This is a genomic window from Frankia sp. AiPa1 (assembly GCF_023243075.1).
Taxonomy (GTDB): domain Bacteria; phylum Actinomycetota; class Actinomycetes; order Frankiales; family Frankiaceae; genus Frankia.
Genome location: NZ_JALKFZ020000194.1, coordinates 12844 through 24965, shown reverse-complemented (window position 1 = coordinate 24965; position 12122 = coordinate 12844). Strand labels below are relative to the sequence as shown.

Here is a 12122-nt window from a genome sequence, read left to right as displayed (position 1 = left end):
TGGCCCGGACCCGGGTTGGCCCAGACCTCGTCGGCGGCGGGAAGTGTGGCGTGGTCACTCCGCTGGGGTGATTTCCGTGCGGTGGGCGTGATCTGGTGAGCCTCGCGCGCGGTCTGGTCAGGGGCGTCGTCGGACACCCCATGGGCGCCCTCCAACGGTCACCCGGCCGGTGTGATCAGGCTGCGGGCCGGGCGTGTCCGTCCGGGGACGGCGCGGTGCGGGCACCCTGCCCGTGCCTACGGCGAGCGGTCCGGGTGGGGTCTCGCGGAGCCGCGGCCCCGGCGCCGTCGGTCGGCCTCGATCGGGTGACCCCCTTACGCGGACGCGGCGAAGGCGCGACGATGCAGATCCCCGGCTCTGACCGTGTCCGGGGCCATGCCTGACCGACATCCGACAGTCATCACTGTCCGTTCCGGGGTGAGATGTTCACGGCTGGTGGGGGAATCGTTCCCCGGTCCGGCGTCGCTTTGCCGACAAGGTCCGCTACTTTCAGATAGATGTGAGATGTTTCGTAGGTAACTGTTGTAGGCCGTGGGCGCGCTGCTGACCGGGATCGCTAGCCTGTTTTGGGCATGCACACACAAAGCCGGTCGTTACATGCGGAGGAGTTGAAGGGGGCGCGGTGGCGCCGGTCGGATGCCGGCGGAATCCGGGAACGAGGGTCATGCCGGCCGCGGCCGCCGGGGGGTTCCACGCCATGGTGAGGCCGGCTCATCGGGTGCGATGCGCTGACACCTCGTGGCGTCGTGGGGGCCCGGAGCAGCGCCCGCTCGCGCGGATGACTCGGAAGGCAGGGGTGAACAGGTGCATGTCCCCGCAGCGCGGATCGTCTTCTCAGCGGACGATCGCGCGGAGATCGCATCGGCCACGAACGAGATCCTCACCACTGGTGCGTTGACACTTGGTGCGCACACGAAGGATTTCGAGGCCGCGTTCGCGACGGCGCACGAGGCGCCGTTCGCAGTGGCAGTGAGCAGCGGTACCGCTGCTCTGGAGATCATTCTTCGCAGTCTGGACGTTCGGGGCACGGATGTCATCGTTCCGACCAACACATTCGCGGCGACCGCCTTTGCTGTTCTGCGGGCCGGTGCGAACCCGGTGTTCGCCGATGTGAACCCGGACACTTTTGCGTTGTCGGCGGCTACCGTCGCCGCGGCGCTCACGCCGAACACCCGCGCCGTCGTGCTCGTGCACATCGGCGGCCTGATCCCACCGGACGTCGACGAACTCGTGCGCCTGTGTGCCGAGCGGGACATCCTGCTCGTGGAGGACGCGGCGCATGCCCACGGCGGGCGGCACGCGGGCCGGGCCGCGGGTTCCTTCGGAGTGGCCGGGTCGTTCTCGTTCTATCCGACCAAGCTGATCACCAGCGGCGAGGGCGGCATGATCGTGACCTCCGACCCGGCGATCCACGAGGCGGCGCTCGTCTACCGCGACCAGGGCAAGGCGGGCTTCCTCGGCAACGTCCACATCAGCGAGGGCTATGCCTGGCGGATGAGCGAGCTGCACGCGGTCACCGGCAAGGTGCACCTGCGTCACCTCGACGAGTTCCTCGCCACCAGGACCCGCATCGCCGCCCGTTACGACGCGGCGATCGACGCCCTCGAGGGAGCGAGCCGCCTGCGGCTGCCCGCGGGCGACGTCAACAACTACTACAAGTACATCGTCGTGCCCCGCCCCGGCGTGGATCGGGCCCGGCTGAAAAAGGAGCTCAAGGAACGGCACGGCGTGTCCCTGTCCGGCGAGGTCTATGAGGCGCCGTTGCATCAGCAGCCCGTCTTCACCGGGTATGCGGGCGGCGCGTTGCCGGTCGCCGAGGACATCTGCGCCCGGCACGTGTGCCTGCCGCTCCATTCCGACATGACCGACGCGGAGGCCGACCACGTGGCGGCCTCCTTCGCCGCTGCGCTTACGAGCCTGGACCTGGACGGGGCAGCATGAAGATCGCCGTTACCGGAGGCTCCGGCTTCATCGGTAGCCATGTCGTCGACCGGCTGCTCGACGCCGGGCACGAGGTCGTCTCCCTCGACGTCGACGCGGGTCCGAGTGATCCACGGGCGACCAGTCTGCAGGTGGACGTCCTGGACCTGCCTGGGCTCACCGCGGCGTTGCGCGGCGCCGACGCCGTGTTCCACATCGCGGGCATGTCCAACGTGGACTTCGCCTACGCCGACCCCGCCCGCACGGTGCGCCTCAACGTCGAGGGCACCGGCAACGTCTGCGAGGCGGCCCGGGCGGCGAAGGTGGGCCGGGTGCTGTTCGCCAGCACCGTCTGGGTGTACGGCGCGGTCGGGGAGCGCTCGGATCCCGCCGCGCTCACCGAGGATGCCGAGATCACCCTCGCCCGCGCCGGGCACGTCTACACCTCGACGAAGCTCGCCGCCGAGTTGCTGCTGCACAGCTACCAGCAGACCTACGGGCTGCCGTTCACGATCCTGCGCTACGGCATCCCGTACGGCCCCGGCATGCGCGACGAGCTGGTCCTCGCCCGCTTCGTCCGCAAGGCCCTCGACGGCGAGTCACTCACCGTCGCCGGAGACGGCCAGCAGTTCCGCAACTACGTGTTCGTCCGGGACCTGGCCGACGCGCATGTGCTCGCGCTGCGGCCCGAGGCGGAGAACACGACGCTCGCCCTGGAGGGCGCCGAAGCGGTCAGCGTGCTGGAGATGGCCCAGACGGTCTGTCGCTATTTCCCCGGGACGACCATCGAGCATGTGCCGGCCCGGCCCGGGGACTTCCGCGGCCGGGAGGTGTCCGCCCGCCGGGCGCTCGACCTGCTCGGCTGGCGCCCCACCACACCGTTCGCCGACGGCGTCCGGCAGTACGTCGAGTGGTACCTGGCGAACCGGCGTCCGCCGGCCCAGGCCGTCCCGCGCGCCGACGATCTCGATGTGTCCGCCGCCTCGTCGGAATGACTCCCGCGCAACGATGATCAAAATGACCGAGCCGTCCAGAACCTGACCAGCTGGAAAATCCAGACGATGATGCAGAACGCATGACTCAGATCGGTGGTGTGACGGTGACCGGACCTTCCGAGGACGGCGATCCGGCGGCGGGGACCCCTGCCCGGCGCGGGTCCGCGCTGCTGTTGTCCGGGTCGCTCGGCATGGGGCACGACGTGATGGCCGAGGCGTGCGGTGCCTCGCTGACGCGGCGCGGCTGGAACGCGCGCACCGCGGACAGCCTGCGCATGCTCGGCGGTCGCAACGGCGCCCGCGGGGAGAAGGTCTTCCGCGGGATGCTCGCCGTGCCCGGCCTGTACGACGCGGTGCACTTCTCGCAGATGCGCACCGGCGGCAAGCTCGCCGGGCTCATTGAGCGGACGTCGAGCCGCTACGTCGTTCCCGCCCTGCGCGAGGAGCTGGCCACCACACCCACCGATCTCGTCATCTCCATCTTCGCGACCGGAGCCGCGGCGACCAGTCGGGTGAAGCCCGAGTTTCCCGGTCTGGTCACCGCGGTCTTCTCCACCGACTGCTGTGTGCACCGGCTCTGGGTGCACGAGAACACCGACCTGTATCTGGTGACCTCGCAGACCGCCGCCCGTTACGTGCGGCGGTTCGCGCCGAACGCGCTGGTCTCGGTGGTGCCGACCCCGGTGCGCGCCCCGTTCTACGAGCCGCCGACCCAGGAGGAGGCCCGCACGTCGCTCGGCATTCCCGCCGATGCGCCGTGCGTGCTGCTGATGTCCGGTTCCTGGGGCCTCGGGCCGCTGGTCGAGAGCGCCTCGGCGCTCGCCGGCGCCGGGATCTACGTCCTGGCCGTGGCCGGGCGGAACAAGCAGCTGGCCGCCCGGCTCACCGCGCTCGCCGAACGGCAGCACAAGGTCATTCCGTTCGGCTTCACCGACCGCATCCCGGCGCTCATGGCCGCGAGCGACCTGGTGGTCACCTCGTCCGGCGACACCTGCAGCGAGGCCCGCGTGATCGGACGGGACCTGCTGCTCCTTGACGTCGTGCCCGGTCATGGCCGGGACAACCTGCAGAAGGAGCTCGAACGAGGGCACGCGGAGGTCACCAACACCGACCCGGTCTCGCTGACCCGCTCGGCGCTGGCCTGCCTCGACCGGGTCAAGCCACCGTCGCACCGGGTGGCCATCGGGCCGCAGGCGTGGGAGCAGGCCTTCGACGCCGCTCTGGCCCAGATCGGCTTCGGCGCCCACTGGTGAGCCACGACCTCCTGGGCCGATCACCCACCAGGTCCGGAATGCCTCCTCTCGCCGGCAGTGTTGACTGGTACGGATGGTGGGCGTGAATCAGTCGCGGGCGTGCCGCGGGGCATGGGCGTACCGGAGGTGCGGGGCGCACCAGGCGTTGCGGGAGGGGGGCAGGGCCAGGGTGGCGTTCCAATGAGCAAGGCACTGCTGGTGGGGCTGCCGACGGCGATGGTCTCCGCCGGCCTGTACGGCATCGCCCCGCTGGTGCAGGCCCGGGCGGCCCGGCAGGAGGAGGCCAGCTCCGGGCTCGGGCTTGGTCTGCTCGCTCGGCTGGCACTGCGTCCGCTCTGGTTGCTGGGGCTGGGCGTCGAGGCCGGCTCCTTCCTGCTCGAGGTCACCGCCCTGTCCGTCGCACCGGTGGCTCTGGTCGCCCCGGTGATGGCACTCGACATGATCGTCTTTACCCTGCTCGCCCAGCGGGTCCTGGGCGAGCGCATCAGCCGCAACGGCTGGCTTGGCGTCGCGTCGATGGTCGCCGGCATCGGTCTGCTGGCCTATGCGTTCGCCCGCCGGGCCGAGGTGGGAACCTCGGCGAGCACCGATGTCCTGCTGGCGTTTCTGGTCCTGGGCCTGCTGTTCGCCCTGTTCTGCGCCTTCCTCGCCAATCTTGCCGCGCGCCGGGAGGGCGTGGCCGCGACCGCCTTCGGCTTCGGCGCCGCGGCCGGTGTCTGCTACGCCATCGCGACGCTGGCCACCCGTCAGATCGGCCTGGCCGTCCACGAGCGCCGGGAGGGCCAGTCCACCCTGGTCGACCTGCTCAGCACGCCGACGCCGTACCTGCTGGTGCTGTTCTCGGTGCTCGCTCTCGGCCTGCAGCAGCGCGGCCTGCAGGGCCGTGCCGCGGTCATCGCCTTCCCGGTCACCAGCGGGGTGTCCGCCTTCCTGCCGGTGACCCTCGGCGTCACGCTCTTCGACGAACCGGCACCCGACGGCCCGCAACGCGTCGCCTTCATCTTCGCCCTCACCATGGTCGCCGCCGGCATCGTCGCGCTCGGCCGGGACCGTATGGCCGCCAACCGCTCCGTCGACGAACTCGAAGGCGCCGCCGCCGCCGCTGCCGCCGAGCCGTGCGAGGGCGCCGATCCCGCTGTGCGCGACGGCATCGACACGGCTCCGTCTGAGGGCACCGGCTCCGCGCCCGCGGCTGCTCCCGGTCCGCTGGGTCGGGTCACCACCGATCCGCCCGCCTCCTCCGACTTCGGGCGCAGGCCCGACGGCGACCGCAGCGCGGCCGTACGCGAGTTCGGCTGACCTGCGCCGTCCCGCCGTCCCGCCGGCCTGCGGATCCTCGGGTGACGGATGTGCGGATGGTGCGGGAGGGGTGTCAATGGGGACGCACACCTCGAGTGCGGACACCCGTTCACTCCAGTGCCACACTCCAAACTGAAAGTGATGTCACGTGCGCTTTCGGTGAGACAGTAGCCGTGGCCGGCCGCCCGGGTTCACCCCCCGATCGCCCGGGCGCCCGGCCGTCTCCCCGTGGAGCTTCGCTCCGATCGCCCCTGCGCGGGCCGCAACATCGCCGGATGGAGTATCCCGGCATCTCCCCGCCGGTAGAGCTCCGCGGGTCGACCCCCGTCGCGACCTGTGAAGCGCCCGGTCGGAATGAGGAACCCCGCCGTCCCGGTCACCTTGCGATGGAAGTTGCGCGGGTCCAGCCGGCATCCCCAGACCAGCTCGTAGATCCGGCGCAGCTCCGCGACGGTGAATTCGGGCTCGCAGAACGCCGTGGCAACCGCACTGTACTCGATCTTGGACCGGGCCCGCTCCAGCCCGTCGGCCAGGATCGTCGCGTGGTCAAAGGCAAGCTCGGTCCTCGGGTTGCCGGCTGGGGAGTCGACGCCGGAGATGGTGGCGATGGGCGCCCATCCGCTCGCGGCCGCGTCGGTGCCGGCGACCGGTGAACGCGACTGTGGCACCAGCGCGAGGAACGCGACGGTGACGACGCGGCCGCGCGGGTCGCGTCCGGGAGCACCGTAGGTCGCGAGCTGCTCGAGGTGCGTGGGCGGGTGGCGAACGCCCGTCTCCTCGGCAAGCTCCCGCACCGCGGCGTCGGCGAGGTCCTCTCCCGGGCGGACGAACCCGCCGGGCAGGGCCCACCCGCCGAGATACGGGTCGATGCCGCGGCGCACCAGCAGGACGGCCAGTTCGTCGTCGCGGACGGTCAGTAGCACGAGGTCGACGCTGAGCGCGACCGGTACGACGCCATCCGGCAGCCAGGGCTCTCCGGCTGCTTCTCTCGGCGCCCGCGGATCACTGGATGGCGGCATGACCGCACCCTATCTCGTCACCTTGACGAGAAGGGGGATCTCGCCTTATCGTCATCTCGACGATAAACGAGGGCGATCAGCCGGGGCGCTGATCACAGGGGAGGCAGCCATGGCGGACATCAGCCGCGTGCCGTTTCTGTGCCACCTGCGAGGCCGGCCGACGGCCTACGTCCGCCACCAGCGGGGCACGACGGTCGCCCACGAGGGCGTGGGGCTTGTGTTCTGGTACCGGCCGCGTACGGCGGTGATCAGCGAGGTGCCGGTCGACGACCGGGAGCTCGCGCTGCTGTTCCACGCCCGGACCTCCGACTTTCAGGACGTGGCGGTGCAGGCCACGGTGACCTACCGGATCGCGGATCCGGCGCTTGCCGCGGCCCGGCTCGACTTCGGCATCGACCCGGAGCTCGGCACCTGGCGGGAGAAGCCGCTCGACCAGCTCGGCGGCATGATCACTGAGACGGCGCAGCAGTACGCCTCGGACCTGCTCGCCCGCACGCCGCTGACCACCGCGCTCGCCGAGAGCGTCCCGGTCATCCGGGGGCGGGTGACCGAGGGGCTGCGCTCGGACGCGCGGCTGGTCCAGACCGGTATCGCGGTCGCCGGGGTGCGGGTCATCGCGGTGCGGCCGACACCGGACGTGGAGAAGGCGCTGTGCATGCCGGCCCGGGAGCAGATCCAGTCCGAGGCCGACCGGGCCACCTACGGGCGGCGCGCACTCGCGGCCGAGCAGGAGCGACGGATCGCCGAGAACGAACTGCAGAGCAAGATCGAACTCGCGGTGCGGGCGGAGCGTCTGGTCACGCAGGAGGGCGCCAACGAGCAGCGCCGGATGACCGAGCAGGCCGCCGCCGCGCACATCACAGCGCAGGCCGAGGCACAGCGCACCGAGACCGCCGCCCGAGCACAGGCGCAGCGGGTGCGGGTGGAGGCGGCGGCCCGCGCCGAGGCGGTGCGTCTGCTCGGGCAGGCCGAGGCGGACACCGAGGCCGCGCGGGTCGCCGCCGTCACCGGGCTCGACACCTCGGCGATGGTCGCCCTGGCCGTACGCGACCTCGCCGACCACCTGCCGTCGATCGGCGCACTCACCATCACCCCCGACATGGTCACCGAGCTGCTGGCCCGGTTCGTCCGCGGCGGTGCTCCCGGCGGTCCGGGCGCGCTGGCGGGTGGATCTCCCGGTGGCGGCGCGGGCGCGCGGTCCGGCGGTGGCGAGGCGCGGCGGTGAGCCTCGCGCCGCGCGCGGTGCTCGTGCACCGGCGCACCGAATACGCCGACCTGCTGGCCCGGCACGGTACCTCCGGCCAGGCGGAGTTCTTTCTGCGCACCCGGGGGCGGGAACTCGCTGAGGTACGGGCCGTCCACGACGGGGCCGAGGCCGCCCGCCGGGCGGTGGCCGCGGCGATCCCGGCACACTGGCGGCGCGGCGAGGTCGAGCGGGCCGACCTCGACCGGTTCCTGTTCGCCCCGGACGATGTGGTGATCTGCGTCGGCCAGGACGGGCTGGTCGCCAACGTGGCGAAATACCTCGACGGGCAGCCCGTCCTCGGCATCAACGCCGACGCCGACGCCGGGCGCGGGCCAGGTGTGCTGGTCCGCCACAGTCCTGGGGAGGCAGCCGCTCTGCTGGCGGCGCTGAAGCCTTCTTCGCCCGGCTCGCCCGGCTCGGGCGGCAGGCGGTCGGGGGAGCTCACCATGGTCGAGGCCCGTTCCGATGACGGCCAGCGGATCGTCGCGCTCAACGAGGTGTACATCGGGAACGCCGGGCATCAGACCACCCGGTACGTGCTGCGCGTCCCGACTGACACCGGCGCGCGGCCGTCCGTCGGTCCCGATGGGCTGGTGGCGGAGCGGCAGGCCTCGTCCGGCCTGCTGGTGGGTACCGGGACGGGGGCGACGGGCTGGTGTCGGTCGGTCTGGGCGCAGCGGCACAGTGAGATCGAGCTGCCGGCACCCACCGCCGACGCGCTGGCCTGGTTCGTGCGTGAGGCCTGGCCGTCGCCCGCGACCGGCATCACGTGGACCGAGGGTCGTCTGGCCGGGGTGGCGCGGCTGGAAATGCTGGTCGAGTCGGACCGGATGGTCGTGTTCGGTGACGGCATCGAGACGGACGCGATCGAACTGTCCTGGGGGCAGCGGCTTACCGTCGGCGTGGCGGATCGCCGACTGCGCCTGCTGTGACGGTCACCCGCGACGGCGGGCGCGGCGGGAGGGGCGCAGGCCGACCTGGCGGCCGGGGCGGCGTACCGCCCCCGCCGCGGACGGGCCGGCTGGAGGCCGGCGCCGTCCACGGGGTATGCCTCGACCGGTCACACCGTGAATCGTTCGATGGCCTTGCGCACCCGGAGGTTCGCCTGCGCAAAGCTGATCTTGCCATCCACGTAGGCCGACAGTGCGGCGCGACGAACCCGTTCCACGCGTTGGTCATCGATCGGAGTGTTGAGCAGGTTGGTCGTGGCGGTGGCCACGGCGATCACCTCCCGGTGGCAGGGGAACTGGACGGTGTACTCGTACGGAGGGCCGGTCAGGTGGTCCGTTGGCCGCATTCGATGTGGCCGGTGCGGACTGGTTGTGTTTAGGGTGGGTTGAGGTTTAGCTGGGGTTGACCTGGGGCCGGCTGGCGTGCTCGTCGAGCGGCCGGACCGCTGGCGTTCCTGCCCTGTCCTCGGTCCGACCCCCCGGCTCCCGGCGACTCGCCCCGAAACCATCGATGCTGGCGTGGATCCCGATGCGGAGGCGGTGGCCGCGGCGGCTGTACTCGCGTGGTCCGGACGCGCGGGGTGCGGGTCCGGCCACCACTGCCGGGAGCGAGGACGGCGCCGCCGGCCGAGACGTGGCCCGCGGGCGCCTCTTCGCGGGGACGGGGCTGCCGGACGGCGCCGGGCAGGCTCCTGGGCGGATGCCGCTGCCGCACGGGCGCCCGGCTGTCTCCTCGGGCCCGCGGCTTCGTCGGACGCGGCTGGCCCGTCGGATGCGGCTGGCCCGGGGAGGCGGGTGCCTCGGCGGTGGGCAGGACTCCCTGGAACGCGGCGGTGCTGGCTAGGAGGGCGCCGGCAGGACGGCGCCGGCTGACCGGCCGGCCCGATGCTCGCCCGCAGGCACGCGGCGCCAGGCGGGTACGCGGCGCCGCGTGGACGGACAGCGTCCTTGGGAAGCAGAAAGGGAAAGCCCAGAGGAGAGGGCGGCGGCGTGGGGACGGCAACAACTGCCGGGCGGCGCGTCCGCACGGGCCGTGGCGCCGGAGATCGGCGCGCGGGTAGCCGCACCGTCAGACCTGGTCACCATGGTCACGACGACTGCCCTCCTCCGCGTGTGGGCGGGCATCGCGAGCCCGCTTGACCCGTCCAGGGGACGAGGGTGGCCAGCCGCCACGTCCGCGGCCCCGCCAGGCTTGGACCGACCGGTCCGCCGGCGCATCCCGCACGATGCGTGGCGCGAACGTCGTACCCCAAGCATGCCGTGACCACAACACTGACCACAACGCTCGCTACAGCGCTGGCCAGAAGGGCGTGAACGCCTGAACAACGAGGATCGACTGAACGTCTACAAGAGTGCGCGACTGGGAGCCGTTGCGCAAGGGCCAACTGGCACGCGGCACGACCGCGAGGGTCCGCCAGGGTCCGGGACGTTCGTCCCGCCCGGCCCGGTCGCCGCTGAGAAAGCGACCGGGCCGGTTCGGGCGGAGGTCAACGACGAACCTGGGCGGGGGTCACCCCAGGCGCACCCGCTCGCGGTCGAACTCCCCGTCCCGCGCACCGGCGAGGAAGGCGTCCCACTCACCGGCGGTGAAGGCGAGCACCGGACCGGTCGGGTTCTTCGAGTCGCGCACCGCGACCCCCTCGCCCAGCGCCGCGACCTCCACGCACATGCCGCCCGCCCCGTTGCTGTAGCTGCTCCGACGCCAGGCCAGTTCCGCGGGATCGCGCGAATCGGGCTTCGCAAATCTGGTCATCTCAGTTCCTTCGCAACCGACAGTATCATTTGGATGGATTCTTCGGGCCGCAGAGCGGCGGCCAGAAGATGTTCCATCTTCAACTTATATCGGCGGACTTCCGCGACGCGCTCGATATACAGGCTTCCGGCTGCCTCTTCTATATAGACCACCTCGTGGTCTTCTGAGTCCGGGAAGCCGAGTATCGAGAAAGTGCTGCCCAGGCCGGCATGTGCGCCCACGTTGAAGGGAATCACCTGGATGGTCACGTTCGGGAGTTCGGACCGTTTGGCGATGAACTCGAGCTGTTCGCGCATCACCGCGCGCCCACCGATCTCGCGGCGCAGTACGGCCTCGTCAAGGATCACCCACAGGCGCGGGTGGTTCGGTGCGGTGAGCCGGTGCTGCCGATCCATTCGTAGCGCGATCTTCCGGTCAATCTCGTCGTCGGCGACCTCGGGGTCGTCGGCGCGGATGACCTGGCGGGCGTAGTCGCTGGTCTGCAACAGCCCATGGACGAGCTGGGATTCGTACACCTGGATCGACGCAGCGTCACCTTCCAGGCCAATGTAGATCTCGAACCAGGTCGGGACGACGTCGTGGTACGAGTGCCACCAGCCGTGGCGGCGCGACTCCCGGGCCAGGGCCATGAGCGCATCGCGCTGCTCGCCCTTGGCGACACCGTAGAGGTCGAGCAGGTCAGCCACGTCGCGAGTGCGCACCGGTACCCGGCCGTTCTCCATCCGGCTGACCTTTGAGATCGAGCAACGCAGGAGCTGGCAGACCTCATCCACGGAGACGTCGGCGGCCTCCCGCAGCCGGCGTAGCTCGGCGCCCAGCCGCCGCCGTCGCACGGTCGGTCCGCCGCTCGTGGCCATCGCTCGTCCTTCGGTCGGTTCGGAGTGATGGATGCATCTTGCCACTGGATCGCCACTCCTCATCCACGCTAGGCAGCTCTGGGTAGGGAGACTGTTACAGAAGCTGTTGCAGAAGCCGCAGGCGGGGGTGCTCGCGGATGTGACGAGTAACCTTGAGTGGCAAATCAATGCCTCTTAGTGAGACCCTGGGAGGGCAAGCTGTGTACGAGGAGTAGCTAATCGGCCCGCACCCACGCCCCAGGGTGCCCGAGCGCCGGCTCCGGGCGGCTGGACACCGAGCCCCGCCCGGAGCCGGCCGCCGCGCCGGCGCTCCCGAAGCGGCGCTCCCGAACCGGCGCCGTGCCGGCGACACACTCGCCCGGACGATGCTCGAAAGGCGCGAACAATGCAGACTCGCCGCTTTCAGGTCTATGACGGGGACGGTGAACTCGTCGCCTCCTTCCCGGAATGGGAGACGGCGCATTCGTGGGCGCACCGGCGTGCCGCGGAACCGGCTACCCACACGCCCGTGCAGATTGAGGACCGGTCGGATCGGCGCACCTGGACGGTGGATGGAGACCGCTGCCGACTGACGGTCTGGCGGCGCCGCGTGGAGTATGGCTACTGCGAGTGGCCCTGCTCGGACGGCGCTTCTCGCCCCGCCGGCGGGGGAGTACTGGCCGGTGCCAGACCATCTGCGGATTCGGCCTGAATCCACAGCGAACGCGTACTCCGCCTGTGCCCGCAGCGAACGCCGCTCCGCTTCGGCGGCGGCCTGGCTCGCGTTGACCTACGAGAGCCGCGACCCTGCGCCTCGAACTCCGAGCCATGCGCAGGCTGCCGATCGGGAA

General features: G+C 71.2%; 11 protein-coding genes. 7 read left to right on the top strand and 4 right to left on the bottom strand.

Annotation, left to right across the window (positions count from 1 at the left end; genetic code table 11):
- The first annotated feature begins 804 nt into the window (after positions 1–804).
- The 4 genes from MXD95_RS27305 (at position 805) to MXD95_RS27290 (ending at position 5467) form a co-directional block, all read left to right on the top strand.
- Positions 805–1941, top strand: coding sequence for a DegT/DnrJ/EryC1/StrS family aminotransferase (locus tag MXD95_RS27305; protein ID WP_250643614.1), 1137 nt, complete (start codon positions 805–807; stop codon positions 1939–1941).
- Complete coding sequence (locus MXD95_RS27300) at positions 1938–2915, top strand: NAD-dependent epimerase/dehydratase family protein (RefSeq protein WP_250643613.1); 978 nt, start codon at positions 1938–1940, stop codon at positions 2913–2915. The genes MXD95_RS27305 and MXD95_RS27300 overlap by 4 nt, the downstream gene beginning before the upstream one ends.
- An 80-nt stretch (positions 2916–2995) precedes the next feature.
- Complete coding sequence (locus MXD95_RS27295) at positions 2996–4168, top strand: MGDG synthase family glycosyltransferase (RefSeq protein WP_250643612.1); 1173 nt, start codon at positions 2996–2998, stop codon at positions 4166–4168.
- Positions 4169–4348: 180 nt separating this feature from the next.
- Positions 4349–5467, top strand: a complete 1119-nt coding sequence (locus MXD95_RS27290) for a DMT family transporter (RefSeq protein ID WP_250643611.1) — start codon at positions 4349–4351, stop codon at positions 5465–5467.
- A gap of 191 nt (positions 5468–5658) precedes the next feature.
- Here the strand turns inward: MXD95_RS27290 and MXD95_RS27285 are convergent, their stop codons facing one another.
- Positions 5659–6486: an NUDIX hydrolase gene (locus MXD95_RS27285; RefSeq protein WP_250643610.1), complete on the bottom strand. Its 828-nt coding sequence runs from the start codon at positions 6484–6486 to the stop codon at positions 5659–5661.
- A gap of 109 nt (positions 6487–6595) precedes the next feature.
- Here MXD95_RS27285 and MXD95_RS27280 point away from each other — a divergent pair, with 109 nt between their 5' ends.
- Together MXD95_RS27280 and MXD95_RS27275 are read left to right on the top strand one after the other, a co-directional pair.
- Positions 6596–7711, top strand: a complete 1116-nt coding sequence (locus MXD95_RS27280; protein WP_250643609.1) for an SPFH domain-containing protein — start codon at positions 6596–6598, stop codon at positions 7709–7711.
- Positions 7708–8664, top strand: a complete 957-nt coding sequence (locus MXD95_RS27275; RefSeq protein WP_250643608.1) for a hypothetical protein — start codon at positions 7708–7710, stop codon at positions 8662–8664. Before MXD95_RS27280 ends, MXD95_RS27275 begins: the two co-directional genes overlap by 4 nt.
- A 128-nt stretch (positions 8665–8792) precedes the next feature.
- Here the strand turns inward: MXD95_RS27275 and MXD95_RS27270 are convergent, their stop codons facing one another.
- The 3 genes from MXD95_RS27270 to MXD95_RS27260 form a co-directional block, all read right to left on the bottom strand.
- Positions 8793–8951, bottom strand: a complete 159-nt coding sequence (locus MXD95_RS27270; RefSeq protein ID WP_250643607.1) for a hypothetical protein — start codon at positions 8949–8951, stop codon at positions 8793–8795.
- Between the two features lie 1241 nt (positions 8952–10192).
- Positions 10193–10435 carry a DUF397 domain-containing protein gene (locus MXD95_RS27265; RefSeq protein ID WP_250643606.1) on the bottom strand — a complete coding sequence of 81 codons (243 nt, stop codon included), beginning with the start codon at positions 10433–10435 and terminating at the stop codon, positions 10193–10195.
- On the bottom strand, positions 10432–11292 hold the full coding sequence (locus tag MXD95_RS27260; RefSeq protein ID WP_250643605.1) for a helix-turn-helix domain-containing protein: 861 nt from the start codon (positions 11290–11292) through the stop codon (positions 10432–10434). Before MXD95_RS27260 ends, MXD95_RS27265 begins: the two co-directional genes overlap by 4 nt.
- 385 nt (positions 11293–11677) lie before the next feature.
- Here MXD95_RS27260 and MXD95_RS27255 point away from each other — a divergent pair, with 385 nt between their 5' ends.
- A complete protein-coding gene (locus tag MXD95_RS27255; RefSeq protein ID WP_374122163.1) occupies positions 11678–11983 on the top strand; it encodes a hypothetical protein in 306 nt (101 codons plus the stop codon).
- Positions 11984–12122 lie beyond the last annotated feature (139 nt).